Annotated in this window: 23 protein-coding genes and 1 pseudogene; 15 read left to right on the plus strand and 9 right to left on the minus strand. The window is 72.6% G+C overall.

Annotated features, from left to right (window positions below):
* A pseudogene (locus ACFV9O_RS10620) lies at nt 1–581 on the plus strand (hypothetical protein); the annotation flags it as partial.
* A gap of 233 nt (nt 582–814) precedes the next feature.
* Here the strand turns inward: ACFV9O_RS10620 and ACFV9O_RS10625 are convergent.
* Nucleotides 815–2,095 carry an ABC transporter substrate-binding protein gene (locus tag ACFV9O_RS10625; RefSeq protein WP_385415333.1) on the minus strand — a complete coding sequence of 427 codons (1,281 nt, stop codon included), beginning with the start codon at nt 2,093–2,095 and terminating at the stop codon, nt 815–817.
* Nucleotides 2,096–2,348: 253 nt separating this feature from the next.
* On the opposite strand from ACFV9O_RS10625, the gene ACFV9O_RS10630 reads away from it, so the two are divergent.
* Entirely contained in the window at nt 2,349–2,795 is a 447-nt protein-coding gene (locus ACFV9O_RS10630; RefSeq protein ID WP_385415335.1) for a hypothetical protein, read from the plus strand.
* Between the two features lie 80 nt (nt 2,796–2,875).
* Nucleotides 2,876–3,727 (plus strand): formyltetrahydrofolate deformylase, encoded by an 852-nt coding sequence (gene purU / locus ACFV9O_RS10635; RefSeq protein ID WP_385415096.1) that lies wholly within the window; start codon nt 2,876–2,878, stop codon nt 3,725–3,727.
* An 87-nt stretch (nt 3,728–3,814) separates the two neighbouring features.
* Here purU and ACFV9O_RS10640 read toward each other — a convergent pair whose 3' ends face one another.
* Complete coding sequence (locus tag ACFV9O_RS10640; protein WP_385415099.1) at nt 3,815–5,071, minus strand: zf-HC2 domain-containing protein; 1,257 nt, start codon at nt 5,069–5,071, stop codon at nt 3,815–3,817.
* Nucleotides 5,068–5,652, minus strand: coding sequence for a sigma-70 family RNA polymerase sigma factor (locus tag ACFV9O_RS10645; protein WP_385415102.1), 585 nt, complete (start codon nt 5,650–5,652; stop codon nt 5,068–5,070). Before ACFV9O_RS10645 ends, ACFV9O_RS10640 begins: the two co-directional genes overlap by 4 nt.
* Before the next feature lie 187 nt (nt 5,653–5,839).
* Between ACFV9O_RS10645 and ACFV9O_RS10650 the strand changes: the two genes are divergently transcribed.
* Both ACFV9O_RS10650 and ACFV9O_RS10655 read left to right on the plus strand, forming a co-directional pair.
* A complete protein-coding gene (locus tag ACFV9O_RS10650; RefSeq protein ID WP_385415105.1) occupies nt 5,840–6,214 on the plus strand; it encodes an STAS domain-containing protein in 375 nt (124 codons plus the stop codon).
* Between the two features lie 59 nt (nt 6,215–6,273).
* Nucleotides 6,274–6,786 carry an EF-hand domain-containing protein gene (locus ACFV9O_RS10655; protein ID WP_385415108.1) on the plus strand — a complete coding sequence of 171 codons (513 nt, stop codon included), beginning with the start codon at nt 6,274–6,276 and terminating at the stop codon, nt 6,784–6,786.
* A gap of 108 nt (nt 6,787–6,894) precedes the next feature.
* Here the strand turns inward: ACFV9O_RS10655 and ACFV9O_RS10660 are convergent, their stop codons facing one another.
* Entirely contained in the window at nt 6,895–8,418 is a 1,524-nt protein-coding gene (locus ACFV9O_RS10660) for a class I adenylate-forming enzyme family protein (RefSeq protein WP_385415111.1), read from the minus strand.
* Between the two features lie 143 nt (nt 8,419–8,561).
* On the opposite strand from ACFV9O_RS10660, the gene ACFV9O_RS10665 reads away from it, so the two are divergent.
* The 4 genes from ACFV9O_RS10665 (at nt 8,562) to ACFV9O_RS10680 (ending at nt 12,646) form a co-directional block, all read left to right on the plus strand.
* Nucleotides 8,562–9,755, plus strand: a complete 1,194-nt coding sequence (locus tag ACFV9O_RS10665; RefSeq protein WP_385415114.1) for an amidohydrolase family protein — start codon at nt 8,562–8,564, stop codon at nt 9,753–9,755.
* Nucleotides 9,755–10,888 carry an acyl-CoA dehydrogenase family protein gene (locus ACFV9O_RS10670; protein WP_385415117.1) on the plus strand — a complete coding sequence of 378 codons (1,134 nt, stop codon included), beginning with the start codon at nt 9,755–9,757 and terminating at the stop codon, nt 10,886–10,888. Before ACFV9O_RS10665 ends, ACFV9O_RS10670 begins: the two co-directional genes overlap by 1 nt.
* Nucleotides 10,889–10,894: 6 nt before the next feature.
* The gene (locus ACFV9O_RS10675; RefSeq protein WP_385415119.1) at nt 10,895–11,761 is read left to right on the plus strand and encodes an acyl-CoA dehydrogenase family protein; all 867 of its coding nucleotides are present in this window, start codon (nt 10,895–10,897) and stop codon (nt 11,759–11,761) included.
* 381 nt (nt 11,762–12,142) lie between these two features.
* The gene (locus ACFV9O_RS10680; protein ID WP_385415122.1) at nt 12,143–12,646 is read left to right on the plus strand and encodes an ATP-binding protein; all 504 of its coding nucleotides are present in this window, start codon (nt 12,143–12,145) and stop codon (nt 12,644–12,646) included.
* Between the two features lie 76 nt (nt 12,647–12,722).
* Here the strand turns inward: ACFV9O_RS10680 and ACFV9O_RS10685 are convergent, their stop codons facing one another.
* Entirely contained in the window at nt 12,723–13,667 is a 945-nt protein-coding gene (locus ACFV9O_RS10685) for a cyclase family protein (protein ID WP_385415125.1), read from the minus strand.
* Nucleotides 13,668–13,751: 84 nt separating this feature from the next.
* On the opposite strand from ACFV9O_RS10685, the gene ACFV9O_RS10690 reads away from it, so the two are divergent.
* From ACFV9O_RS10690 to ACFV9O_RS10705, 4 genes are all read left to right on the plus strand, one after another.
* Entirely contained in the window at nt 13,752–14,663 is a 912-nt protein-coding gene (locus ACFV9O_RS10690; protein ID WP_385415128.1) for an SDR family oxidoreductase, read from the plus strand.
* 376 nt (nt 14,664–15,039) lie between these two features.
* Entirely contained in the window at nt 15,040–16,221 is a 1,182-nt protein-coding gene (locus tag ACFV9O_RS10695; protein ID WP_385415131.1) for an acyl-CoA dehydrogenase family protein, read from the plus strand.
* A complete protein-coding gene (locus ACFV9O_RS10700) occupies nt 16,218–17,267 on the plus strand; it encodes a Zn-dependent alcohol dehydrogenase (RefSeq protein WP_385415134.1) in 1,050 nt (349 codons plus the stop codon). The genes ACFV9O_RS10695 and ACFV9O_RS10700 overlap by 4 nt, the downstream gene beginning before the upstream one ends.
* 142 nt (nt 17,268–17,409) lie before the next feature.
* On the plus strand, nt 17,410–18,651 hold the full coding sequence (locus ACFV9O_RS10705; protein WP_385415137.1) for an MFS transporter: 1,242 nt from the start codon (nt 17,410–17,412) through the stop codon (nt 18,649–18,651).
* A gap of 97 nt (nt 18,652–18,748) precedes the next feature.
* Here ACFV9O_RS10705 and ACFV9O_RS10710 read toward each other — a convergent pair whose 3' ends face one another.
* Nucleotides 18,749–19,741, minus strand: coding sequence for a GlxA family transcriptional regulator (locus ACFV9O_RS10710; protein WP_385415140.1), 993 nt, complete (start codon nt 19,739–19,741; stop codon nt 18,749–18,751).
* Nucleotides 19,742–19,800: 59 nt separating this feature from the next.
* On the opposite strand from ACFV9O_RS10710, the gene ACFV9O_RS10715 reads away from it, so the two are divergent.
* A complete protein-coding gene (locus ACFV9O_RS10715) occupies nt 19,801–21,195 on the plus strand; it encodes an MFS transporter (protein ID WP_385415142.1) in 1,395 nt (464 codons plus the stop codon).
* Between the two features lie 40 nt (nt 21,196–21,235).
* Here the strand turns inward: ACFV9O_RS10715 and ACFV9O_RS10720 are convergent, their stop codons facing one another.
* Nucleotides 21,236–21,832 (minus strand): flavin reductase family protein, encoded by a 597-nt coding sequence (locus tag ACFV9O_RS10720; RefSeq protein ID WP_385415338.1) that lies wholly within the window; start codon nt 21,830–21,832, stop codon nt 21,236–21,238.
* Between the two features lie 156 nt (nt 21,833–21,988).
* Between ACFV9O_RS10720 and ACFV9O_RS10725 the strand changes: the two genes are divergently transcribed.
* A complete protein-coding gene (locus ACFV9O_RS10725; RefSeq protein ID WP_385415145.1) occupies nt 21,989–22,600 on the plus strand; it encodes a phosphoribosylanthranilate isomerase in 612 nt (203 codons plus the stop codon).
* A 121-nt stretch (nt 22,601–22,721) separates the two neighbouring features.
* Here ACFV9O_RS10725 and ACFV9O_RS10730 read toward each other — a convergent pair whose 3' ends face one another.
* Nucleotides 22,722–23,546, minus strand: coding sequence for an enoyl-CoA hydratase/isomerase family protein (locus ACFV9O_RS10730; RefSeq protein ID WP_385415148.1), 825 nt, complete (start codon nt 23,544–23,546; stop codon nt 22,722–22,724).
* Between the two features lie 46 nt (nt 23,547–23,592).
* Nucleotides 23,593–25,815, minus strand: coding sequence for an acetate--CoA ligase family protein (locus tag ACFV9O_RS10735; RefSeq protein ID WP_385415151.1), 2,223 nt, complete (start codon nt 25,813–25,815; stop codon nt 23,593–23,595).
* Nucleotides 25,816–25,972: the final 157 nt, after the last annotated feature.

Raw genomic sequence — 25,972 nt, forward strand, 5'->3', positions numbered from 1 at the left:
TGGGTGGGTCGGAGGGAGGGGGGGTGGGGGGGGCGGGGGGGGGAAAGAAAAAAAAGGGAAAAAGGAAGAAAAGTTACTACAGCACACGGCCCGTCCGACACCGGCCTCGCTGGGCCCTGCCCGACGCCGCGAAGGCGCAGGCCGAGGCGCTCGACAAGCTCCTCGCGGACAGCAACGACAGCCGTGCGGCGGTGATCCGCTCCGTCGACGCGATCAAGAAGTGCCAGAACCTCGACCAGGCGGCGACGGACCTGCGCGGCGCGGCCGAACAGCGCCGCGGCCTCGTGACCCGCCTCCAGGGCCTGTCCGTGGACAAGCTCCCCGACAACGCGGCGCTCACCGAGGCCCTGACCGAGGCCTGGAACGCCTCGGCGAAGGCCGACGACCACTACGCGGAGTGGGCGGGCCAGGTCGACGGCAAGAAGGGCTGCCGCGACGGCCGGGCGCGCCGGACGGGCCAGTTGAGCGAGGCCGAAAAGGCGAGCGTCGACGCCACGAAGGCGAAGAGGGAGGCCGCGGGCCTCTGGAACTCCATCGCGACCGACTACGACCTCACGAAGCGCGACGCCGGCGACCTCTGACGCCCGCGACCGCGTCCGCCCGGCCCCGGAGGGCCCGGTACCGTCCGGACCGGCCGACGTGTCCGTCCTCAGTCGCCGGACAGGCTCCCAAACGAGCCCCGCCGCGTCTGGGGGCGGGGTTAGGGGGCGGAGCCCCCGGAACGGGGAAGGGGCGGAGCCCCCACGCGGCGGAGCCGCACATGGACACTGCGGGGGCGGGGCGGGGAGTGGGCCTGCCGCAGGCGCCATCCCATCTACGCCGTCGGTGCGTCCCGCATCGTCGGGCCGACGTCGACGAAGCCCTGCTTCTGGGCGACCAGGCGGCCGTCACGCACGACCTGGAAGGTCACGCTGCGATTGACGACGCGGGGGAAGCCGGGCGTGCCCAGCATGTCCTGGAAGCGCCAGCGCAGGGGCGGGGTGAGGCCGCCGGTGTCGACGCGGACGCCGTCGTCGAGGGCGTGGGCGACCGCGCCGGGGGTGATCTCGGGGCGGTCGAGGGACTCGATGATCTTCTTCAGGACGGTGTACGCGATCCACGTGGTCTGCACACCCGCGTCCGCCGCGTCGATCCGGTTGTCGCCGAACGCGTGCTCGCGGATCACCTCGCGCATCGTCCCCCACCGGTCGTCACCCGCGTCCGGGTACCACCCGGTCATGAACGCGCCCTCGAAGGGCCCGTTCGCGCCGCCCGTGCGGTCGATCAGCGGCTGGTCGACCGAGCTGAGGACCGAGGAGATCCGGACGTCATCCCCCTCGCTCTCGCGCAGCCGCCGGAAGGAGTCGAAGAACGTCTCCGTGCGCTCGCCGAGCACGGCGGTGACGCAGCCGTTCTCGTCGCCCGCCTCCTGGAGCGCCTCCTGGGCCTTCTCCGTGTACTCGGTGGAGTCCTCCGCCGCCTTGACGTCGATGGACGGCTTCCCCTTGCCCCGGGCCAGGCCGGCGTTCAGCAGTACGGGCAGGTCGTCACCCGTGACCGTGTCGGGCCGCACCAGCGAGACCTTGCGGCAGCCGGTGGCCAGCTGCTGGCCGTTGCCGGCGAGCAGCGCGGACTGGCCGCCGTTGACGGGATAGGAGAGGTAGCTGGTGAACTCCTCCTCGGAGACTCCGTAGCCACCGATGTACGGAACGCCCGCCGCCTCCAGCGGTGCCATGAACGCCCGGCCGTGCTGGCTGTACGAGCCGACGACGGCGACCGCCTCTTCCCGCACCGCCCGCCGGGCGCACGCGGCGGCGCCCGGCGCCGTGTTGTGCTCGTTGCAGGTGAGGACGCGCAGCTCGTGGCCGTCGATGCCGCCGTGCGCGTTGACGTATCGGGCGTAGGCCTGCGCCATAGCAGGCATTCCCGGCATGTTGGTCGCCTTGGTCTCGTCCGGGGCGAACGTCATGACGGTAACGGGCTCCCTGGAGTCCCCCGTGGCACCAGGGAGCACACCGCAGCCGGACAGCGATATTCCGACCGCCGCCATACACACGGCGACGACTGTCGCGGTCCTGCAGGAGCGGGGGGAGGAGGAAAGTCGCCATCCGGTCATGGCCATGCACATTTCCGTCTCGTGGGTAACGCTGGAGTGTGGTCACTTCAACGTGAAGTGACGAGAGGGTGAATTGCAGGGGCTGGAGATCGCCCAGTTGTGGGGAACGTACGATCGATGCGTGCAAGCTTCGGTGCAGTGCCCCCAGCGGCGCCCTCACGTGCACGAACCCCTCGTGGCGGAGCTCGCAAGGACCGAGCTCACGAGGTGAACGTCAATGAACTCTTCCCGTCGCGGCCGTCGCTCCTCCACCATGGGCGACATGCCGCTCAATGACATGCCCTGGTGGCGCTGGCGCAGCAATGTGCGCTCGGCGCTGCACATGCTTTCCGACCCCGTCTTCCACCAGGAGACCTGGCTGGCGGGCCGCGAGGGGTACGGCGATGTCACCGACGCCGTGTACCGGCTGGTCGAGGACACGTGGCTGGACAGCTGGTCCGCCGAGAAGTACGTCGGGACGATCTTCCGGGACTCGGGGGAGGCGGCCCTGGTCGACGTGGCCGTGCTGCGGGTGCTGAGGATCATGCACCAGGTGGGTCCGGACGCGCCGGTGTCGGCGTACATGGAGCACCACGGCTGGCCGGAGGCCGTACGGGCGGCGCGCGAGGCGCACGTACGGCTGGCGGCGAACGACGGGGACGACCCGGACGCGCCGCCGCGCACGCTCGAAGTGCTGCGCATCATGACCCGGTCCGCGTGAGGCGCGGGCCGGGTTCCCCCCGGTGTTCCGCCTGACGGACGCGGGCCGTCGATGCCCGTGGGGTGTGGCAGTCTACGAGGATGACCGACCAGTACGTCCTCACGCTTTCCTGTCCTGACAAACAGGGCATCGTGCACGCCGTCTCCAGCTACCTCTTCATCACCGGCTGCAACATCGAGGACAGCCAGCAGTTCGGGGACCGGGACACGGGCCTGTTCTTCATGCGGGTCCACTTCTCGGCCGAGGCGCCGGTGACGGTGGACAAGCTGCGGGCCGGCTTCGCCGCCGTCGGGGACTCGTTCCAGATGGACTGGCAGATCCACCGCGCGGAGGAGCGCATGCGGATCGTGCTGATGGTCAGCAGATTCGGGCACTGCCTGAACGATCTCCTCTTCCGCACCCGGATCGGCGCGCTGCCGGTGGACATCGCGGCAGTCGTCTCCAACCACACCGAGTTCGCCGAGCTCGTCGCGTCGTACGGCATTCCCTTCCACCACATCCCGGTCACCAAGGACACGAAGGCGGATGCGGAGGCACAGCTGCTGGAGCTGGTGCGTGCGGAGAACGTGGAGCTGGTCGTGCTCGCCCGCTACATGCAGGTGCTGTCCGACGACCTCTGCAAGGAGCTGAGCGGCCGGATCATCAACATCCACCACTCCTTCCTCCCCAGCTTCAAGGGCGCGAAGCCCTACCACCAGGCACATGCGCGCGGCGTCAAGCTGATCGGCGCCACCGCCCACTATGTGACGGCCGACCTCGACGAGGGCCCGATCATCGAGCAGGAGGTCGAGCGCGTCGGCCATGAGGTGACGCCCGAGCAACTGGTGGCGATCGGCCGCGATGTGGAGTGCCAGGCGCTGGCGCGCGCGGTGAAGTGGCACGCGGAGCACCGCATCCTCCTGAACGGCCGCCGCACGGTGGTCTTCGCCTAGGTCCTGGCCGGTCGGCGCAGACGCAAGCCGGCTCGGGCGGACGGAAGTCCGCTCGGACGGCCCGGCGGCCGGACGGCCGGAAGCCGCTCAGAGCCGCGACAGGGACGCTGCCGCGAAGAGGACGTCGCGGATCGCCTCGCGGTCGCCGTCCTGCCCCGCCGCGGCCTCGGCGGGGGAGACGTGCCCGGCGACGAGCTGGCAGAACTCGACGGCGTCGAGGGCGACCTGGGCCACCGCACGATCGGGGTCGCCGAGGGCGGCAGGGGAGTCCAGGGCGATGTACCAGTGGCCGCCGCCCGCGCCCTCGACCTCCAGATGGAGCGAGCGGCCGGGGGAACCCGCCGTGACCAGGTCGCGGGCGGGTCCCGCGAGGCCGGTGCGGCGGCGGGCGGCCAGGGTGGCGGGGAGCAGCCGGGCCGCCAGGTCGATCATGTGGTGCAGATGCGCGGCGCTCGGCGGATCGTACGGATAGTCCACGGCGTTCGCGATATCGTCCGCGTGCACCCAGCACTCGAAGGCACGGTCGAGCAGCGAGTCGCGCAGCGGCAGCGCGAAGTCGCCGTACGACACGGACAGTTCGGCCACCCCGCGGCCCGCGAACGACACCGTCCGCACCAGCGTGTGGCTCTGCTCGCGCCACGGCATCCGGATCCGCCGCGTCGGCGGGAAGTGCGTGGAGCGCCAGTACAGCTCGGTGCGGTCGGACGGCGAGCGGGGCGCGGAGTCGCCCGCCGGGTCCTCCAGGCCGAGCGCGGACGCCACCAGCCCGTCCACGGACATCAGATGGCCGATGACACCCGCGACCGTCGTCTTGCGGCTCACCGCCTCCCGGCCGTCGAACCATTTCAGCCGCAGCGGCGTGTGCCACTCCGAGTCGCCGATGTCCCGCAGCAGTGCATCGAGCCGCGCCGTCTCCGCGTCGTACGGAGTCGCCCACGCGGGCACGGGGATACGGGCGGGACGACGGCCCAGGCAGTTCTCGAGCACCCGGGAGCGCAGCAGCGGGTCCAGGTCCAGATCGCGGTCCATGTGCAGCAGGCCGACCGCGTCACGCAGCCGCAGCGCCTCGTCCGCGCACGGGGCGCACTCGGTGAGGTGCTCCTCGACCGCGGCGGTCTCCTCGGCGGAGCAGGCAGACAACGCCCACGCGCCCAGCAGTGACTTCAGCACGCCGTGCGGCAGCCGGCCGGTGGCACCTGGCTCCTCCGGCGGCGTCGGATCGGGCAGGACCGGCGGCGGCGTCAGGTCGTCACCCGCCGCCCGCGGTCCCGGTATGCGCGGCGCCGCGCCCGGCCCCTCCTCGGGCTCGTCGGGGCCACGGCCCCCGTCGAGTGGGCCGCTCACAGGGGGCGTCCGTATCCGGGCGGCGAGGAGCCCTCCACGAGCGGGCGCGTGTTCGCCGTGGACAGCAGCTGCAGGCCGAGCCGGAGCCGGCGCCTGGCCTCGTCCTCCGTGACCCCGAGGTCGGCCGCCGTCTGCCGGTAGTCCCTGCGCTGGATGTAGGCCAGCTCCAGCGCGGCCCGCAGCGGCGCGGGCATAGACGTCACGATGTAGTCGGCACGGGCGGCGACCGATGCGCGCCTGATCCTCTGCTCCAGTTCCTCCGTGGTGCTCCCGCCGCTCTCCGCGTCGGCCGCCGCCTCCTGCTCGCGCAGGCGGTGCACGGCCTGGCGGTGGGTGAGCCGGGCCACCCAGGATCGCAGGTTGCCCTGCTTGGGGTCGTACGCGTCGGGGTTCTCCCACACATAGCCGAAGACCTCACGGGTCACCTGGTCCGCTGCCGCGTCGTCGTCCAGCACCCGGTGGGCCAGGCTGTGCACGAGCGAGGCGAACCGGTCGTACAGCTCTCCGAGCGCGGCGGCCTCGCCCCGCGCCAGTCGCTGCTGCATCCTGCGGTCCCAGCGGGGTGGTGTGTCCTTGGCCATCCGGCGTCCCCAAACCCTCCGCATGTTCGCACCTGCTGCCCGTCGTCCTCTCGAATGTAATGGGCCGTCCCGGTCGCATGCCCGTCTTTGCGGCAAGTACGCCTTGGAGGGTTTGACCGTGGGACGGCTGGGCAGCGGCGCCTGGAAGACAAGCTTCCGCATCTCGACGACGAGGAGGGCCGGGCGCGTGATGCTCAAGGTGGACCGGGCCGAGCAGGGCGCGTGGACCGTGCTGCACATCCGGGGCGAGCTCGATCTGGTCAGCTCGCCCCTCGTCCGCCGGCGCATTCACGACGCCGTCGCCCTGGGCCGCCGCGATCTGGTGCTCGACCTGTCAGGGGTGCACTTCTGCGACTCCAGCGGCGTCGGTGTGCTCATCGCCGCCCGCCGCCTGATGCGGTCCTGCCGGGGCCGGCTGCGGCTGATCCTCCCGGCGCGCGGGGCCGTCGACGGCTCGCACGTGAACCGGGTGCTGGCCGCGCTGGGCGTCCGCCGGCTCTTCGAGGTGTACGAGGACGTCGCGAGCGCAGTCGACGAGGAGGCCGAGCCCCTCTCGGCGTGACAGGAGCGTGATCCCGGTTAGGGGAGCGCGACCCGGCCCCGGCGTCGTACCCTCCCCGCATGGACAGCGCAGAGTACGAGCGCAAGATCGCCCACCGGTTCGCCGAGTTCGATCAGGACGGCAACGGCTACATCGACCGGGAGGACTTCAGCGGGGCAGCCAAGGCGCTGCTCGCCGAGTTCGGGACGACCGCGCGCTCCGACAAGGGGCAGGCCCTCTACGTGGGCGCCGAGGCATTCTGGCAGGGCATGGCGGGGATCGCCGACGTCGACGGCGACCAGCGGGTCACACGCCAGGAGTTCGTGACCGGCGCGGTGAAGCGGCTGCGTGACAACCCCCACCGCTTCGCCGAGATCGCGCGCCCCTTCCTCCACGCCGTGATCGCCATCGCCGACGAGGACGGCGCCGGAGTCACCCCGGCGAACGCGGCGCGGGTGCTGCGGGTGCTGGGTGTCGAGCCGGAGCGCTGCGAGGCGGTGGCGACGGCGCTGGACGGGGACGGCGACGGCCGCATCAGCGAGGACCAGATCCTGGCGGCGTTCGCGGCGTACTACGTCACACCGGAGCCGTAGGCCGGCCCGGGCCTCCCGGCACCGCCGGGTGGGCCCGTGTGTCCGTCCTCCGTCCGCGGCGGGCTCCGAAGGAGCCCGCCGCACGGGCCGCCCCGCCCCGCCCGCCGGTCAGGCGCCGGCCGGCCCCGACGGGGCGAAGCGTTCCCGCAGCTTGTACTTCAGGACCTTCCGCAGCGCCTCGTTCCGCGGAAGCGCCTCCACCACCTCCACCTGCTCCGGCAGCTTGTGCGTGGCGAGGCCCACCCCCCGCAGGTACGCCGTGACCTCCGGCAGCGCCAGCGGCGTCGCCGACGCGGGCTGTTCGATCACCGCGCAGACGCGCTCGCCGCGGTCGGGGTCCGGGAGGCCGATGACCGCCACGTCGCCCACCCCGGGATGCTCGTGCAGCAGGTCCTCGATCTCCTTGGCCGAAATGTTCTCGCCCTTCCGGATGATGACGTCCTTGAGACGGCCGGTGAGGACCAGGTGGCCCGACGGCGTGAGGTGCCCGAGGTCCCCGGTGATCAGGAAGCCGTCGGCGTCGAAGACGGCCGCGGTCTGCTCCGGGTCCAGGTACCCCTGGCAGACCGCCTCCCCGCGCAGCCGTACCTCGCCGTCGACGATGCGTATCTCCATGCCCTCGGGGGGCCGGCCCTCCGTCGTGGCGAGGTTCTCCGCCGAGTCGTCCGGTGCGCCCATGGTGATCATCGGCACCTCGGTCATGCCGTACCCGTGCGTGAGCTGGACGCCCATCTCGCGGACGACGGCGTGGTACAGCTCGGGCGGCTTCGCCGCGCCCCCGCCCGCCAGCAGCCGCAGGGTCGGGATGATCGGCTCCCCGGGCTGTTTGCGCTGCTCGGCCAGGAACATCGAGTAGAAGGCCGTGGAGCCGCCGGCCGTCGTGACCCCGTGCTTGCGGTACGTCTCCAGCGCGTCCGGCAGCGCGAACTTCTCGAACAGCACCGCGGGGAAGCCGTACAGCAGCAGCATCACCAGATAGTCCGCGCCGCCGATGTGCGCGAAGGGGAAGGCGATCGAGCCGACGTCGTCCGGGGCGAGGCGCAGCGCGTGGGCCAGGCAGGAGCCGCCCGCGATCAGTGAACGGTCGGTGTGCAGGACGCCCTTGGGGTCGGAGGTGGTGCCGGAGGTCCAGTAGATCCAGCGCACGGACGTGCCGTCGGCCGGGGGCGGGGGCAGGACGGAGGGGTCCCCGTCGGGCAGCGACCCGGGCTCGTACGCCTCGAAGACGCCGCGCGCACCGAGCCGCCGCGCCATCTCCGTGTGGTCGAAGCCGCGCCACTCGCCGGGTACGGCGAAGAACTCCGCCTTCGACTCGCGCAGCGCGAAGCCGGCCTCCCGGTCCCGGTAGAAGGGGATGACCGGGGACTGGACGGCGCCGATCCGGGCCAGCGCCCCGGCCAGCAGCACCGTCTCGATGCGGGTGGGCAGCTGCCAGGCGACGACGGTGCCGGGCCGGACGCCGTTGCCGTACAGCCCTGCCGCCACCCGCTCGCAGCCGTCCCGCAGCTCGCCGAAGGTCAGCCGGCGGTCGTCCTGGATCAGCACCGGGCGGTCCGGGGTGAGCGCGGCGCGGCGGGCGACGAGCTCCCAGAGGGTGCGGGAGGCGCTCAGGGCGTGTGCGGTCTCGGTCATGTCCCCTCCGAAGGAGCTGACGGACAGTCAGATCGTGCGGAGAGCGTAGGGCCGGTCGCCTTGTCGGTCCAGGGGCGCGGGGCTAGCCTGCTATCTGACGACCCGTCAGAACAGTGCCGGAACCGCCAGAGCGGAGGGACCCGATGGAACGGGAACTGCCTCGGATCATCAGCGTCGACGACCATGTGATCGAGCCCGCACATCTCTTCGAGACATGGCTGCCGGCGAAGTACCGGGACCGCGGGCCCCAGCCGCTCACCGCGGGGATCGGCGAGCTCGCGTACGTCGGCGGGAAGTACCAGATCACCATGGACCCGGACGGGCCGCCGACCGACTGGTGGATCTACGAGGACCTCAAGTTCCCGTACAAGCGCAACATCGCCGCCGTCGGCTTCGACCGCGACGACATGACGCTGGAGGGCATCACCCGGGCCGAGATGCGGCGCGGCTGCTGGGACCCCAGGGCCAGGCTGGAGGACATGGACCTCAACCATGTCGAGGCCTCCCTCTGCTTCCCCACCTTCCCCCGCTTCTGCGGCCAGACCTTCGCCGAGGCCAAGGACAAGGAGGTCGCGCTCGCCTGCGTGCGCGCCTACAACGACTGGATGGTCGAGGAGTGGAGCGGGGACAGCGGGGGCCGGCTGATCCCGCTCTGCATCATCCCGCTCTGGGACATCGACCTGGCGGTCGCGGAGATCCGGCGGAACGCGGCGCGCGGCGTGCGGGCCGTGACCTTCTCCGAGATCCCGACGTACCTGGGGCTGCCGTCGATCCACTCGGGCTACTGGGACCCGTTCTTCGCGGTGTGCCAGGAGACCGGGACGGTCGTCAACATGCACATCGGGTCGTCCTCGCAGATGCCCGCCGCCTCCCCTGACGCGCCGCCGGCCGTCCAGGCGTCGCTGTCCTTCAACAACGCGATGGCGTCGATGATGGACTTCCTCTTCAGCGGGGTGCTGGTCAAGTTCCCGACGCTCAAGCTCGCGTACAGCGAGGGCCAGATGGGCTGGATCCCGTACGCCCTGGAGCGGGCGGACGACGTGTGGGAGGAGCACCGGGCCTGGGGCGGGGTGCGGGACCTGATCCCGGAGCCCCCGTCCACGTACTACTACCGGCAGATGTTCTGCTGCTTCTTCCGCGACAAGCACGGGGTCGCGTCGCTGGACGTCGTGGGGCGGGACAACGCGACCTTCGAGACCGACTATCCGCACGTCGACTCGACCTTCCCGCACACGAAGGAGGTCGCGCTCGACCATGTGAAGGACCTCGACGACGAGACGATCCACAAGCTGATGCGCGGCAACGCGATCCGGATGCTGGGCCTGGACCTCGACTGATGGACCTCGCGTACACGGAGGACGAAGAGGCCTTCCGGGCGGGGTTGCGGGAGTGGCTCGCGGTGGCGCTGCCGAAGCTGCCGCCGAAGCCCTCGCCCGACGACTGGCCGGGGCGGCGGGCGTACGACGCCGGCTGGCAGCGGGCGCTGTACGACGCCGGGTACGCGGATCTCCACTGGGACGCCTCCCCGACCCACCGGCTGATCTTCCTGGAGGAGACGGAGAAGGCCGGCGCGCCGTACGTGGGGGCCAACTTCGTCGGCCTGCTGCACGCGGGGCCGACCATCGCCGCGGAGGGGAGCTCCGAGCAGCGGGAGCGCTGGCTGCCGCCGATCCTGCGCGGCGACGAGATCTGGTGCCAGGGCTTCAGCGAGCCGGGCGCGGGATCGGACCTGGCATCGCTGCGCACCCGCGCGGTCCGCGACGGCGACGCGTACGTGGTGACCGGCTCCAAGATCTGGACCTCGCACGCCGAGGTCGCGGACTGGTGCGAACTGCTGGTCCGCACAGACCCGGACGCCGCCAGGCACCGCGGGATCACCTGGCTCGCCATGCCGATGGACGCGCCCGGCATCACCGTACGGCCGCTGCGGACCCTCGCCGGATCGAGGGAGTTCGCCGAGGTCTTCCTGGACGAGGTGCGGGTGCCGGTCGCGAACCGGATCGGGGCGGAGAACGACGGCTGGCGCGTCACGATGATCACCCTCTCCTTCGAACGCGGTACCGCCTTCGTCGGCGAGGTCGTCGCCTGCCGCCGCACGCTCGGCGAGCTCGCCCGCGCCGCCCGGCAGGGCGGCCGCTGGGACGACAGCGCACTGCGCCGGCGGCTGGGGCGCCTGAACGCCGAGTTCGGCGCCCTGTGGCGGCTCACCCAGTGGAACGTCAGCGAGTCGGCGCGCACGGGCGGGGTGCCCGGGGTCGGCGGCTCGGTCTTCAAGCTCCGCTACTCCCATGCGCGTCAGGAGCTGTACGACGCGGCGGCGGAGGTCCTGGGCCCGGACGCCCTGGACCTGTCCCGGGCGTGGACCCTGGACCGTCTGTCCTCGCTGTCGTACACGATCGCCGCGGGCACCTCCCAGATCCAGCAGAACATCGTCGCCGAGCGCATACTCGGCCTGCCCAAGGAGCGGTGACCGGGCATGCACTTCCAACTGACCGACGACCAGCGCGCCTTGCGGACGGGCGTACGCGAGCTGCTGGAGGCCCGGTTCGGACGGGATGACCTGCGCAGCGCCGTGGACGATCCCGTACTGGACCGGGCGCTGTGGCGGGAGCTCGGGGAGGCCGGGTTCTTCGCGCTGCGGCTGCCCGAGGCGGAGGGCGGTGTCGGCCTGGGACTGCCCGAGGCTGTGCTCGCGTTCGAGGAGGCCGGACGGGTGCTGCTGCCCGGGCCGCTGGTGGCGACGCAGCTGGCGGCGGGGTCCGTGCCCGGGGCGGCGACCGGGGAGACCGTGGTGACGGCGGCGGACGGCGGCCTCGTCATCTGGCTCGAGGAGGCCGACGAGGTGCTGGGGGACGTGACGGGCGCCGTGGCCGTACGGTCGGTCGATCCGCTCACGCCGCTGCACCGGCTCCCCGGGGACGGCGACGACCGGGAGCCGGACCAGGACGCGGTGCTGCTCACCGCCGCCGAGCAGGCCGGGTCCGCCGCCCGGACCACCGAGCTGGCGGTGCGGTACGCGAAGGAGCGCGAGCAGTTCGGGCGGCCCATCGGCGGGTTCCAGGCGGTCAAGCACCTGTGTGCGCAGATGCTGGTGCGCGCCGAGCTGGCCCGTACCGCCGTCTACGCCGCCGCCGTCACCGCCGACCCCGTCGAGATCGCGGGCGCCAAGCTCCTCGCCGACGAGGCGGCGGTCCGGTGCGCCCGCGACTGCCTTCAGGTGCACGGCGGCATGGGCTTCACCTGGGAGGCCGATGTGCATCTGCATCTCAAACGGGCCTGGGTGCGGGCCCAGCTGTGGCAGAGCACGGCCCGCGCCGAGGAAGCCTTGGCCTCGGCACTCTGAGGAGTCACCGTGCGTGGCATCGCGTCGATATCGGGTTGTGTCCTTCGCGGGAGTCGTCACGGCCCGGAGTCGGGTCCCCCCTCCGGTACGCTCCGTGGGGTGCGAGATACGTGCTGCTGCGGGGTACGAACCCCGAACCTCCGGCCGGACACCTACGTGGCCCCCGGAGAAGAATGCGCCGCTCGCACAGGATGTTCGACTACCCGCAGCGTGCGTCGCACAGTATGCACCACGCATACTCCTTCGCGCTGGAATATGCCCGAAGCGCTTGTTGCGGTGACTGTACGTCAACCATGCTGTCTCGCAAGGGAATCACGTTCCGTGATGGCGATGGCTGTGAGGCGCGAGGCGATGTGTCCGCCGGTTCGGATGGTGTGAACGGTGCAGGTGCTTCAGGTTCAGTTGGAGGTCGGTCCGGATCCCGCGGAGGTTGGACGGGCCAGGAGGTGGGCCCGTTCGCGGCTCGCCGGATCCGGGATAGGGGACGACGAGCCGCTGGCGGAGACGCTGGTGCTGCTCATCTCGGAGCTGGTCACCAACGCGGTGGTGCACACGGGCTGTCCGGCCGTGCTCCGCATGCTCTTCGGAGCGGGTGCGGGAACGGCGGACGCGGGGACGGTACGGGTGGAGGTCGCCGACACGAGCGCCTGCCCGCCGCAGCCGCGGCACGCGGACGGGGACGACACCAACGGGCGCGGCCTGGAGCTGGTCGACGGGCTCGCCGACCGCTGGGGCTGGCAGCCCGAAGGGGCCGGCAAGAGCATCTGGTGCGAGGTCGACCGGTGCGCCGCGCCCCGGTCGCAGCCCCAGCCCCGGCCGTCGGCCCCGCACCCGGTGGCCCCGGCCGTCGCGGTGGGCCTGACGCCCGGGACGTACACCGCCTGACGCGGGGCGCCCGGGTGGCGCCCCGGACGGGCCGGACGCGGGGGTCTCCGGGCCCCGGTCGAGGGCGCGCCAGACGTTAGAGCACGGCCACCGGCGCGACCGGCGTCCCCGTGCCGCCGACGAACGGCTCGGGCGTCGCCGACAGGAGGAAGGCGTACCGCCCCTCGTCGGCGCAGGCCGCGGACAGCCCCTCCAGATTCCAGTTCTGGCCCTGCAGCATGCCCATCTCCACGAGATCCAGCGCGTGCACCGGCAGCCACAGGTTCTCGATCTCCGGCGGGAAGATCTCGAAGGTGAGCGTGTCGTTCGCGACGGCCGCCACATCGCGGGCGTGGAACCACTCGGGCGTACGGACCGAGAGCCCCGGCGACGGGAAGGCGTACCCGTGCTTGTCACCGCCGAGATACGCCTGGATCTGCCCGGTCCGTACGAGCGCGACGTCCCCGGGGCGCATGCTCACACCGCCGAACTCCTCTGCCTCCGCAAGGTCTTCGGGCGTCACGGCGTGGTCTCCCGGCAGCCGGTCGACCCCCTTCGCTCGCGCCACGTCGAGCAGCACCCCGCGCGAGACGAGCGTGCGGACCTTCTCGATGCCGCTGAACGCGGCGCCGGCGTGGGAGGTGATGGTGTCCGCGGGGCGGCCGTTGTAGATCTTTCCCGAGTGGGAGACATGGGTGAGCGCGTCCCAGTGGGTCGCCGCCTGCAAGCCCATCGTCACGGCGTCGTCGCTGGTCGCGACCGTGCCAGGGCCGAACAGCTCCTGATTGATCTGCACCATCGTGTGCAGCGGGTTCACCCGCCCCGGGATCATTCCGGTCTGCACGCCGTCCTGCTGGAGGGGGAGGCCGAGCGGTACGCGCCGGCCGGTGCGGATCTCCGCGGCGGCGCCCCGCACCACCTCGTCCGTGACGAGGTTCAGCGTCCCGATCTCGTCATCCGCGCCCCAACGCCCCCAGTTGTTGACGCGTTTGGCGATGTCGTGGAACTCCGGTGGCAGCGTCGGCCGGGTCGGCTGGGACATCGGTCCTCCTGGGGGCTTGTGCTGAGGTGACTGACGGCCCATAAAATCTAACGGTCCGTCAGAAATCGCGGGAAGGGGCCGGACGTGGGGAACTTCTTGGCAGGCAAGGCCGTCGCCGTGACGGGCGCAGGGCGCGGCATCGGACGCGCCGTGGCCCTCGCCTGCGCCGCCGAGGGAGCGAAGGTCGTCGTCAACGACTACGGCGTCTCGATCGAGGGCGGCGAGCCCACGTCCGAGGTCGCCGAGGCCGTCGTCAAGGAGATCGAGGCGGCGGGCGGCCAGGCCGTGGCCGTCGCGGACGACATCTCGACGATGGCGGGCGGACAGCGGATCGTCGACACGGCGCTCACGCAGTACGGCCGGATCGACGGAGTCGTCTGCGTCGCCGGCATCCTGCGCGAACGGATGCTCTTCAACATGACCGAGGAGGAGTGGGACCCGGTCGTCGCCACCCATCTGAAGGGCACCTTCACCGTCTTCCGGGCGGCGTCCGCGGTGATGCGCAAGCAGGGCGGCGGCACGCTGATCGGCTTCACCAGCGGCAACCACCAGGGGTCTGTCGCGCAGGCCAACTACTCCGCCGCGAAGGGGGGCATCATCTCGCTGGTGCGCAGCGCGGCGCTCGGGCTGCACAAGTACGGGGTGACGGCCAACGCGGTCGCCCCCGTCGCCCGTACGCGCATGTCCGCGAACGTACCGATGGAGCTGAAGGAGATCGGCGAGCCGGAGGACGTCGCCGCGCTCGTCGTCTATCTGCTCTCCGACCGGGCGCGCTCCGAGAACATCACCGGGCAGGTCTACACGATCGCGGGCCCCAAGATCGCGGTGTGGGCGCAGCCGCGGGAGCTGCGCGCCGGGTACGCGGAGGGGGCGTGGACGCCGGAGAGGATCGCGGACTTCCTGCCGGGGACGGTGGGGACGGATCCGATGCCGATGCTGGCGCAGCTGGAGGCGATGGCCAAGGCGGCGGCGTCCAAGGAGCGCCCGAACACGTAGCCGGGCGGTGCGCTGCCGGCGCCGGGTCCGCGTGGTGGGCGCCAACGGTTGGGCCCTGCGTGGTGAGCGCCCAGCGAACAGGCGCCCGGCACCGGGGGTTGTGCCCACCCTCCCCCAGAGCTTCGCCCGGGGGCGCCCCCATCTCGCTTCGCTCACCCTGCGGAATGACCGCCCACAACAGGTGGGGACGTCCGCCCTCAACGGGTTGGAACGACTGCCCACAGCCGGGTTGGCGGCCGCGGCGCGAAGCTGCCGCGAAGGCCGGGGGCCGGGGACGCAGCCCCGGGACTTCCTCAACCCCCACCCGCCCCCGGCAGGGTTTCGGGAAGGGATGGGGTGGGGGAAATCCCGCCCCCCCCCACGACAGGAGGCGTACATGGACTTCGAGTTCGGGCCGGAGGACCGGGCCTTCCGGCGGGAGGCGCGCGCCTGGCTGGAGGAGCATCTCACCGGGGAGTTCGCGGACGCCGCCGGACGGGGCGGGCCCGGCAGCGAGCACGAGCGCGCCGGCACCCGCCTCGCCTGGGAGCAGGAGCTCGGCCGTGACGGCTGGATCGGCCTCGGCTGGGACGCGGACCACGGCAACCGCCGGGCCACCCTCACCCAGCAGGTCGTCTGGGCCGAGGAGTACGCCCGCGCCCGCGCCCCCGGCCGGGTCGGCCACATCGGCGAGAAACTGCTCGCACCCACCCTGATCGCGTACGGCAGCAAGGAGCAGCAGGCCCGCCATCTCCCGGCCGTCGCACGCGGCGAGGAACTGTGGTGCCAGGGCTACAGCGAGCCCGGCGCCGGCTCGGACCTCGCGTCGGTCCGTACCACCGCCGTGAAGGACGGCGACGGCTACCGCGTGACCGGCCAGAAGATCTGGACCTCGCTCGCCCGCGAGGCCCACTGGTGCTTCGTCCTCGCCCGCACCGAGCCCGGTTCCCGCCGCCACCACGGGCTGTCGTTCCTGCTGGTGCCGATGGACCAGCCGGGCCGTGTCGACGTACGGCCGATCCGGCAGATGTCCGGGACCAGCGAGTTCAACGAGGTCTTCTTCGACGGCGCCGAGGCCGTGGAGACCGTCGGCGGCGAGGGCAACGGCTGGCAGGTCGCGATGGGCCTGCTCGCTCTGGAGCGCGGTGTGTCGACGCTCGTCCAGCAGATCGGCTTCGAGGAGGAGCTCCGCCGCGTCGTCGCCGAGGCCGTGGCGAACGGCGCGGCCGCCGACCCGGTGCTGCGCGACCGGCTCGTACGCCAGTGGGCCGAGCTGCGCACGATGCGCTGGAACGCCCTGCGCACGCTGGGGAGGCAGGACGACCCCGGCGCCCCGAGCGTCGCGAAGCTGCTGTGGGGCGGCTGGCACCAGCGCCTCGGCGACCTGGCCATGCAGGTACGGGGAGGGGCCGCCGCGGCGGGCCCGGGCGCCTGGTCGGCGGCGGCGCCGTACGAACTCGACGAACAGCAGCGGCTGTTCCTCTTCACCCGCGCCGACACGATCTACGGCGGGTCGGACGAGATCCAGCGCAACATCATCGCCGAGCGCGTGCTCGGCCTACCCAAGGAGCTGCGGTGAGAGGTGTCGTCTACGACGGTGAGCGGGTCGAGGTGGCCGACGACCTGGAGATACGGGACCCGGGGCCCGGCGAGGTGCTGGTCGCCGTCGCTGCCGCCGGGCTGTGCCACAGCGATCTGTCGGTGATCGACGGCACGATCCCGTTCCCCGCGCCCGTCGTCCTCGGGCACGAGGGCGCGGGCGTCGTCGAGGCGGTCGGCGCCGGCGTCGGCCATGTCGCACCCGGCGACCACGTGTCACTGTCCACGCTCGCCAACTGCGGGGCGTGTGCCGCCTGCGACCGGGGACAACCGACGATGTGCCGCAAGGCGATCGGGATGCCGGGGCAGCCGTTCTCGCGGGCCGGCCGGCCGCTGTACCAGTTCGCGTCCAACTCGGCCTTCGCGGAACGTACCGTCGTCAAGGCCGTCCAGGCGGTACGGATCCCCGACGACATCCCGCTCACCTCCGCCGCGCTGATCGGCTGCGGGGTCCTCACGGGTGTCGGGGCGGTGCTCAACCGGGCGAAGGCCGGGCTCGGCGACACGGTCGTCGTCATCGGGACCGGCGGCATCGGCCTCAACGTCCTGCAGGGCGCCCGGCTCGCGGGCGCGCTCACGATCGTCGCGGTCGACACGAACCCGGCGAAGGAGGAGACGGCCCGGCTCTTCGGCGCCACGCACTTCCTCACCTCGGTGGACGGGGTGCGGGAGATCCTCCCGGACGGTGCCCAGCACGTCTTCGAGTGCGTCGGCCACACGGGCCTCGTCCGGCAGGCCATCGACCTCCTCGACCGGCACGGCCAGGCGGTGCTGCTCGGCATGCCCGCCCCGACCGCCGAGGCGACCTTCCTGCCCGCGTCGATGTTCCTCGACAAGTCCATCCTGGGCTGCCGCTACGGCTCCTCGCGGCCGCAGCACGACATCGCGCTCTACGCCCGGCTGTACCAGGAAGGGCGGCTCATGCTCGACGAGCTGGTGACGGAGACGTACCCCGTGGAGGACTTCGCGAAGGCGGCGGACGACGCGGAGCACGGGCGGGTGGCGCGGGGGGTGCTCACGTTCTGAGCCGTCCGTTCCGATCAGCCCGTTCCGAGCGGTCCCGTCACCAGGACATGTGTCCCCCGACCCCCGCGGCCCATGAGTTTCGCCGTGGCCGGAAGAATAAGCGGTTGAACCCGGCGTGGGGGCGCCGGTTACCGTCGGGCCCATGTCCTATCGCGAGATCGTCAGCCGGCCGGTTCTCACCTGGGGCATCGTCGCCGTCGCGGCGCGCATGCCGGTCGCGATGGCGCCGCTCGCGCTCGTCCTCCTCGTACGGGAACGGCCCGGCGGCTACACGCTGGGCGCCGTGCTCGCCGCGGTGTACGTCGTCGGCGAGATCATCGGGGCGCCGCTGCTGGGGATGCGCATGCGGCCCGAGCGGGCGCGGCCGCAGCTGGCCGCCGGACTCGCGGTGGGCGCCTCGGGGTTCGGTGCGCTGGGCCTGCTGCACGAGGCGCATCCCGTGTTCCTCGGGGTCTTCGCCTTCTTCGCGGGCGCCGGGCCCGCCGCCGCGCCCGGCGGTATGCGGGCGCTGCTCACCAGCCTGGTGCCCGAGCGGGCCGTGGCCCGGGCGATGAGCCTGGAGTCGGTGCTGACGTTCGGCGTCTGGGCGGTCGCACCCGCGCTGACCGCCGCGCTGGCACTGGGCACCGCGCCCTACGCGCCGCTCCTGCTGACCGCCGTGCTCATGGCCGCGTCCGTCGGCGGCCTGTGGGCGCTGCCCGCCGGATGGGCGTCGGACGACACCGACCGCGACGGCGAGCCCATGCTGCGGGTCGTGTCGCGGGCGTGGCCGGTCTACGTCACCGGCGCGGCCTCGTTGACCCTGCTGGCGCTGGCCGAACTGATCCTGCCCGCACTGCTGGAGCAGCGGGGCCTCGGCATCGGCTGGGCGGGTCTGCTGCTCGCGGGATTCTCGGTCGGCTCGGCGGCCGGCGCCTTCGTCTACGGGCTGCGGAGCTGGCCGGGCAGGCTGCCGACCCAGAGCCTGGTCCTGCTGCTCGGCGTCTCGGCGTGCGTGGCCCTCGTCGCGGTGCTGCCCGGTCTCGTATGGATCGGCACGGGGCTGGTCGTCGCGGGCGTCATGCAGGCCGGGGCGATGCTCACCCGCAATCTGACTCTCCGTGAGGTCCTGCCCCCGAGCGCGCTCGCCGCCGGCTACTCGGTGATGTACGCGGCCGTGGGCGCCGGTTACGCGGCGAGCGGCACCCTCGCGGGCGGCCTGCTGCGGTTCGTCGCCCCGTCGACGGCGATTCTGGCGGGCGTGGGGCTCACGCTGCTGCTGGCGGGGGTGGGCGCGGTGGGGGAGCGCGGTCGGTCCCGTACGGCCGACCGTCAGGCCAGTCCGGCCCGTCCGTCCTTCGAGGACGGACACGCGGACTCACCGTCAAGCCCGTCCGGCGTTTGAGGACGGACGCGCGGGCCGCCTTGGACCGTACGGCCACGCTTCGCGGCCCGGACGCAGTGCGCACCCGGGCCGCGGGGCCGGGGGCAAGCCCGCGGGGTCAGCGCTGCGCCGTCGCCCGGAACGTACGCCGGTACACCGTCGGCGGCACCCCCAGCGCGCCCTGCAGATGCTGTCGCATCGACTGCGCCGTACCGAAGCCCGCGTCCCGCGCCACCTGGTCCATGGACAGGTCCGTGGTCTCCAGCAACTGCCGGGCCCGCTGCACGCGCTGCTGGGCGAGCCACTGCCCCGGACTGACCCCGACCTCCTCACGGAAGCGGCGCGTGAAGGTGCGTACGGACATCGACTCCTGCTCGGCCAGATCGCGCAGCTGGATCGGCCGGTGGAGATGCGCCAGCGCCCACGCGCGCGCCTCCGACGTCGTCGCGAGCTGCGGCTCGGGGACCGGGCGGTGGACGTACTGCGCCTGGCCGCCGTCGCGGTGCGGCGGCACGACCGTACGGCGTGCGACGTCGTTGGCGACCGCCGTGCCGTGGTCGCGGCGCACGATGTGCAGGCACAGGTCGATGCCCGCGGCCACCCCGGCGGACGTGAGGACGTCCCCGTCGTCGATGAAGAGGACGTCCGCGTCGACCTTGACGGACGGGAAGGTCCGCTGGAAGTGCTCCGCCGACGACCAGTGCGTGGTGGCGGGCCTGCCGTCGAGGAAACCGGCAGCGGCGAGGACGTACCCCCCGGTGCAGATGGCGACCATCCGGGCGCCCGGCCGCAGCCGGGCGAAGGCCGCGGTCAGCTCGGGCGTGAGCCTGCCCTCGCGGTAGACGGGGCCGAGTTCGTACGCCGCGGGCACGATCACCGTGTCGGCCGTGGCCAGCGCCTCGGGGCCGTTCTCGACGAGCACGGCGAAGTCGGCGTCGGTACGCACCGGGCCGGGCGGCCGGACGGAGCAGGTGACGACCTCGTACAGCTTCCGGCCCCAGGTGTCGGCGGCGCGGCCGAAGATGCGCTGCGGGATCCCCAGCTCGAAGGGAAGACAGCCGTCGAGGGCGAGGACGACGACGCGGTGCGGCTTGCGGGATGCGGCGGCCATGGCCCGATCGTATCGAATGCTGTCCTTCGGGCCACTCGTCGGCGGTGATCGCCGCCCGGATGCTGGGTGACGTGACCCAGACAAGCGATCTCCCCGCAGTGCCCGCCGGCGCCGGAGCCTCCGGAGCGCCCGGAACTCCCGGAGCCTTCGCGCAGGAAGCCGCGCCCCGCCCGCCCCGCCTCCGGCGGAGCCGCACGATGCTGCCGCACAGGGCGTGGTTCGTCGCCGCCGTCGCGTTCGTGACGATCATCGGCGCGGCCGCCTTCCGCTCCCTGCCGGGGCTGCTGATCGACCCGCTGCACCAGGAGTTCGGCTGGTCGCGCGGCACGATCGGGCTCGCGGTCTCCGTCAACCTCGCGCTGTACGGGCTCACCGCGCCGTTCGCGGCCGCGCTGATGGACAAGTACGGCATCAGGAAGGTCGTCGCGGTCGCGCTCACGATCATCGCGCTGGGATCCGGGCTGACGGTGTGGATGACCGCGGCCTGGCAGTTGCTGCTCTGCTGGGGACTGCTCGTCGGGCTCGGCACGGGTTCGATGGCGCTGGCCTTCGCGGCGACGGTGACGAACCGGTGGTTCACCGCGCGGCGGGGCCTGGTCACCGGCATCCTGACGGCGGCCGCGGCGTCCGGGCAGCTGATCTTCCTGCCGACGCTGGCGTGGATCGTGGACGTGCACCGCTGGCGGCCGGCCGCCGTCACGGTGGCGCTCGCCGCGCTCGCCGTCGTCCCGTTCGTCTGGCTGCTGCTGCGCGACCACCCGGCGGACGTGGGCCTCGCCCCGTACGGCGCGAAGGAATTCGTGCCGAAGCCGCCGCCGGTGCCGGGCGCGGCGCGGCGTACCGTCGCCGTGCTGTTCCGGGCGGCGAGGACGGGGCCGTTCTGGCTGCTTGCCGGCACCTTCGCGATCTGCGGCGCCTCGACGAACGGCCTCGTGCAGACCCACTTCGTCCCCGCCGCCCACGACCACGGCATGCCCATCACGGCGGCCGCGTCGCTCCTCGCGGTGATCGGCGTCTTCGACGTCGTCGGCACGATCGCGTCCGGCTGGTTCACCGACCGCTTCGACGCCCGCCGCCTGCTCGCCGTCTACTACGCGCTGCGCGGCATCTCGCTGCTCTTCCTGCCGATGCTGCTGGCCCCGTCCGTCCATCCGCCGATGATCTTCTTCATCGTCTTCTACGGCCTCGACTGGGTGGCCACGGTCCCGCCGACCATCGCCCTCTGCCGCGAGCACTACGGGGAGGACTCGGCGATCGTCTTCGGCTGGGTCCTCGCCTCCCATCAGGTCGGCGCGGCAGCCGTCGCCTTCGCGGGCGGCGCGGCCCGGGACGTCTTCGGCTCGTACGACGTGGTCTGGTACGCCTCGGGGGCCCTGTGCGCGGCGGCGGCGCTGATGGCGCTGGTGATCAGGCGGCGACCGTCCGTCCCGGTGGTTCCGGCAGCGGCTCGGTGACCGGGCGGCCGCTTCCGCTCGCCCGGTGGAGCGGCTCGGCTCAGGCGCTGAACCGCCCGAACCGCCCCCGGTGGAACAGCAGCGGATCCCCCTCCTGCCCGGCCCCCAGCGCCTCCACCCGCCCCACCACGATGAGGTGGTCGCCACCCGTGTGCACGGCCTGGATCGTGCAGTCGATCCAGGCCGGTGCGGACTCCAGGCGCGGCGATCCGGTCACGGGCGCGGGCGCATGGCCGACCCCCGCGAACTTGTCCGCGCCGCTCACCGCGAAGGCCCGGCACAGCTCGCCCTGGTCCGCGCCCAGGATGCTGACGCAGAAGACCCCGGCCCGGGCTATGCGCGGCCAGGTCGTCGACGTACGGGCGACCATGAAGGCAACCAGGGGCGGGTCGAGCGAGAGCGACGCGAAGGACTGGCAGGCGAACCCGGCGGGGCCGCCCCCTTCGCCGTCGTGGGCCGCGATGACGGTGACGCCGCTCGCGAAGTGGCCGAGCACGCGGCGGAATTCACCCGGGTCGACCGGAAGTCGCTCGTCTTCCCCGACGGCCCGCAGATCGGGGCGGGGGAGTGCGTCGAAGGGCTCCACGGACGTGGCGGCGCCGACCGACCTGAGGTAGCGGACGGCGGTGGCCGCCATCCCTGCGTGTCCCATCACACCTCCATTGAAGCTGACGGGTCGTCAGATAGGAAGGGGTGTGGGGCGACGGTGCGGGCACAGGACCGGCGGCCGGAGGCACCGTCGCGGCCGGTAGCGTGGTGGGGAGTGGCGGTCGCGCAGTGTGGAGCAGCAGGAGTGGGAACCCCCTTGTTCATCAAAGTCTGTGGTCTGCGGACCGAACAGGACGTGGACACGGCCGTCGAGGCGGGCGCCGACGCGATCGGGTTCGTCTTCGCCGAGAGCCCGCGGCGCATCGACGCCGGTACCGCGCGGCGGCTGGCGCGGCGGGTGCCGGACGGGGTCATGACGGTCGGCGTCTTCCGCGACCAGCCGGCGGCGGAGGTGCGGGAACTGCTCGACGCGAGCGCGATGCGCGCCGTACAGCTGCACGGGCAGGAGGACCTCGCCTTCTACGACGCGCTGCGGCCGGACGGGCGGACCCTGATCCGGGGCGTCGCCGTACGGGGCGACGTGCCGCGGCACGGCGAGCGCGGTGAGGACATCCTGCTGCTCGATGCGCCGGTGCCGGGCGCGGGTGAGGTGTGGGACCGGGCGGGGAAGCAACTGCCGGAGCCGGGGAGGGCCTGGCTGCTCGCCGGGGGACTCGATCCGCGCAACGTGGCGGAGGCGGTGCGCTCGGCCCGCCCGTGGGGTGTGGACGTCTCCAGCGGGATCGAGATCAGCCGGGGCGTCAAGAGCCCCGAGCTGATCACGGCGTTCATCGAGGCCGCGCGCGCAGCCGGGTGAGGCCCGCGCAGCGCCGCCCACCGGCCTCACCGGCTCGCGGGCACACCGGCCGCACCGGCCTCACCGGCTCGCGGGCACACCGGCCGCACCGGCCCAGGAAGAAGGCGGGCTGCCGACGTCGCTAGAGCCCCCGGTACCGCGGGGTCCGGCGTTCCACGAAGCTCGCCACGCCCTCGTTCGCGTCCCGCGTCGTCATGTTGATCTCCTGCGCCGCCGCCTCGGCCGCGAACGCAGCGGCACGGTCGGCGTCGAGCGACGCGTTGACCAGCTGCTTGGTCAGGGCGATGGCGCGCGTCGGGCCCTGGGCGAGGCGCTCGGCCCACTCGCGGGCCGTCTTCTCCAGCTCCTCCGCCGGAACGACCCGGTTGACCAGGCCCATCCGCTGGGCGTCCACGGCCGACAGCGCGTCTCCGAAGAACATCAGCTCCTTCGCGCGCTGCGGCCCGACCAGGCGCGGCAGCAGATACGCCCCGCCCCCGTCCGGGACGAGTCCGCGGCGTACGAACACCTCGATGAAGCGCGCGGATTCGGCGGCCAGGACCAGATCGCAGGCGAGGGCGAGGTGCGCGCCGATGCCGGCCGCGGTGCCGTTCACCGCCGCGATCACCGGCTTCTCGCAGTCGAGTACGGCCGATACGAAGCGCTGCGCGCCGAGCCGGATCGTCCGGGCGACGTCCCCCGCGACGCGCTCCCCACCGCCCGGCGGGGCTCCGCGCAGGTCGGCGCCCGCGCAGAAGCCCTTGCCGGTGGCGGTGATCACGACGGCGCGCACCGCAGGGTCGGCGGAGGCGTCGGCGAGCAGCGCGATGACGCGTTCGCGCTGGTCCCAGGTGACGGCGTTCATGGCGTCGGGCCGGTTGAGGGTGATCCACGAGACGCCGTTGTCAGTGGCGTGCAGGACCAATGGCTCGACCGACTCGACGGATTCTCCGGGGGAGGACGTCATAGGGGCAGTGCTCCGATTCGTCGTCGTATGCCTGGTGGTCGTCGTCTCAACGGCAAACGGCGAGCGCGTCCAGCGCCACCGCGCCCTGCCCGCGCGGCAGGACCATCAGCGGGTTGATGTCGAGCTCGGAGAGGTCGGCGCCGAGCTCGAGCGCGATCCGCTGCACCCGCAGGACGACCTCCACGAGCGCGTCCACGTCCACCGGGGGCCCGCCCCTGACCCCGTCCAGCAGGGCCCGCCCGCGGAGTTCGGCGAGCATGGAGCGGGCCTGGTCCTCGCCGAAGGGCGGCACGCGGACCGCGGCGTCCCGGAGCACCTCCACCAGCACACCGCCCAGGCCCACGGTCACGGTCGGGCCGAAGAGCGCGTCCTGGGTGACGCCGACGACCATCTCGACGCCGCGCTCGACCATCTGGCAGACGAGGATGCCGTCGAGCTCGATGCTCTCGTAGCGGGCGATGTCGGTCAGCTCGCGATAGGCGTCGCGGATCTGGCTGGCCGAGGTCAGCCCGATCTTCACCAGGCCCAGCTCGGTCTTGTGCGCGAGCCGGGGCGCGGACGCCTTCATCACCACCGGGTAGCCCACCAGACCCGCCGCCCGCACCGCGGCCGCCGCGCTGGTCACGAGCTGCTCGCGCGGCACGCGGATGCCGTACGCCCGCAGCAGCTGCTTCGCCGCGTGCTCGCTGAGCCGGTGGCCGGGGCGGAGCAGGGCCTGCGCCTTGCGGAAGGAGGGGGAGAGCGTGCGCGGTGCCTCGTCGAAGGGCGAGCGGTAGCCGGCGGTGAAGCGGTGGTGGTCGAGATACGCCTTGACCGCGGTGATGCAGTTGCCGAACGTACGGAAGGTGGCGACCCGCGACGACCCGAGCAGCGTCGTGCGGTAGGCCTCCTCCGTGCCGACGGGCGAGCCCCACACCACGCAGACCAGCTTGTCCGTCGTCTCCGCCGCGTCCACGAGGTCCTGGGCGAGCTTGTCGCTCATGGGCGGGAAGGGGCCGGTGATCGGGCAGATCAGCACGCCGACCTGAGGGTCGGCGAGGATCGCGTCGATGATCTTGCGGCCGCGCCAGTCGCCCACGGGGTGGCCGCCGTTGTCGACCGGGTTGGCGACGTTCAGGTACTCCGGGATCCACTGGTGCAGCTCCGCCTGCTTGGCCTCGGACAGCGGAGGCAGCCGCAGCCCCGCCGCGGTCGCCAGGTCCGAGAAGTGCGCGCCCGTGCCGCCCGAGATCGAATAGACGACGACGCCGTCGGCCCGCGGCTTCCGCGCACGGGCCAGCAGCGCGGCCGTGTCCTGGAGTTCGTCGAGCCCGTCGACGCGGATCACGCCGAACTGCCGCATCGCCGCGTCCACCACCTGGTCGGCGCCGGTCAGCTTGCCGGTGTGCGAGGCGGCCGTCCGCGCCCCGGTCTCGGTGCGTCCGACCTTGACCGCCACGACCGGTACGCCGCTGCGCGCGGCCCGGTCGGCGGCGAGGAGAAAGGAGCGTCCGTCCTTGAGCCCCTCCACATAGCAGGCGATGGCCCCGACCTCGGGCCGCCCGGCGAAGTAGGAGATGAAGTCGGAGGTCTCCAGGTCGGCCTCGTTGCCGGTCGGCGCCCAGTGGGAGAGCCGTACACCCAGCTCCTGCATCGTGAACACGGGCCGGCCCTGGTGGCCGGACTGGGTGATCAGCGCGATGGCGGGGCCCTCGAGGTCGTCGCGGAACTCCTCGAAGGCGTTGAGGTTGGTGTTCGGACCGAGCAGCCGCAGCCCCGACCGCTCCACGGCCGCGGCCAGCCGCCGCTGCGCGGCCGCGCCCTCCTCGCCGGTCTCCGCGAACCCGGACGCGAAGGCCACGGCGAACCTCACCTTGGCCTGGGCGAGTTCCTCGATGACCGGCAGCGGGTCGCCGACGAGCAGAACGGCCAGATCGATCTCTTCCGGCAGGTCCGCCACGGAGGGGACACAGGGCAGCCCGAACACGGCACTCCGGCTCGGGTGCACGGGATGCAGCCGCGCCCCGACCCGTTCGGCCCAGGCGATCAGCTGCCGGGTGATCCCGGTGTTGGGCCGGCCGTCGGCGTCGGACGCGCCGATGACGGCGACCGAATCGGGCCGGAAGAACCGGTCGAGGTCGGGGACGGGCGCGTACAGCGGCCGGCCGCTGACATCCAGGTCGCCCTCGCCCGCGGTGATGCCGTGGACGCTGGGTCCGGGCTGCTCTCCGCAGGCCACGACTCGGGCGCGGAGATCGGTGGTGAGGGTGCCGTGAGTCGATCCAAGCATCGCTTCGCCCGCTCCTTGCTCGTCGTTGATCGCCGGCCGGGGGCTGATCTGGCTAACTGACGCACAGTCAGATTACAGACCTGACGGGCAGTCAGGAAGGCGTCGTACGTGCACAGCCTCCCCCCGCTGCGGCGCGGCACACCTTCGGCGGGCTCCC

Origin of the sequence: Streptomyces sp. NPDC059909, from assembly GCF_042730885.1 — a bacterium.
Taxonomy (GTDB): Bacteria; Actinomycetota; Actinomycetes; order Streptomycetales; family Streptomycetaceae; genus Streptomyces.

Excerpts from the sequence above, each read along its gene's own strand:
- ACFV9O_RS10625 (WP_385415333.1), bottom strand. The coding sequence starts at position 2,095 with ATGACCGGATGGCGACTTTCCTCCTCCCCCCGCTCCTGCAGGACCGCG.
- ACFV9O_RS10630 (WP_385415335.1), top strand. The coding sequence starts at position 2,349 with ATGGGCGACATGCCGCTCAATGACATGCCCTGGTGGCGCTGGCGCAGC.
- purU (WP_385415096.1), top strand. The coding sequence starts at position 2,876 with ATGACCGACCAGTACGTCCTCACGCTTTCCTGTCCTGACAAACAGGGC.
- ACFV9O_RS10645 (WP_385415102.1), bottom strand. The coding sequence starts at position 5,652 with ATGGCCAAGGACACACCACCCCGCTGGGACCGCAGGATGCAGCAGCGA.
- ACFV9O_RS10655 (WP_385415108.1), top strand. The coding sequence starts at position 6,274 with ATGGACAGCGCAGAGTACGAGCGCAAGATCGCCCACCGGTTCGCCGAG.
- ACFV9O_RS10660 (WP_385415111.1), bottom strand. The coding sequence starts at position 8,418 with ATGACCGAGACCGCACACGCCCTGAGCGCCTCCCGCACCCTCTGGGAG.
- ACFV9O_RS10665 (WP_385415114.1), top strand. The coding sequence starts at position 8,562 with ATGGAACGGGAACTGCCTCGGATCATCAGCGTCGACGACCATGTGATC.
- ACFV9O_RS10670 (WP_385415117.1), top strand. The coding sequence starts at position 9,755 with ATGGACCTCGCGTACACGGAGGACGAAGAGGCCTTCCGGGCGGGGTTG.
- ACFV9O_RS10675 (WP_385415119.1), top strand. The coding sequence starts at position 10,895 with ATGCACTTCCAACTGACCGACGACCAGCGCGCCTTGCGGACGGGCGTA.
- ACFV9O_RS10685 (WP_385415125.1), bottom strand. The coding sequence starts at position 13,667 with ATGTCCCAGCCGACCCGGCCGACGCTGCCACCGGAGTTCCACGACATC.
- ACFV9O_RS10695 (WP_385415131.1), top strand. The coding sequence starts at position 15,040 with ATGGACTTCGAGTTCGGGCCGGAGGACCGGGCCTTCCGGCGGGAGGCG.
- ACFV9O_RS10705 (WP_385415137.1), top strand. The coding sequence starts at position 17,410 with ATGTCCTATCGCGAGATCGTCAGCCGGCCGGTTCTCACCTGGGGCATC.
- ACFV9O_RS10710 (WP_385415140.1), bottom strand. The coding sequence starts at position 19,741 with ATGGCCGCCGCATCCCGCAAGCCGCACCGCGTCGTCGTCCTCGCCCTC.
- ACFV9O_RS10715 (WP_385415142.1), top strand. The coding sequence starts at position 19,801 with ATGCTGGGTGACGTGACCCAGACAAGCGATCTCCCCGCAGTGCCCGCC.
- ACFV9O_RS10720 (WP_385415338.1), bottom strand. The coding sequence starts at position 21,832 with ATGGCGGCCACCGCCGTCCGCTACCTCAGGTCGGTCGGCGCCGCCACG.
- ACFV9O_RS10730 (WP_385415148.1), bottom strand. The coding sequence starts at position 23,546 with ATGACGTCCTCCCCCGGAGAATCCGTCGAGTCGGTCGAGCCATTGGTC.
- ACFV9O_RS10735 (WP_385415151.1), bottom strand. The coding sequence starts at position 25,815 with ATGCTTGGATCGACTCACGGCACCCTCACCACCGATCTCCGCGCCCGA.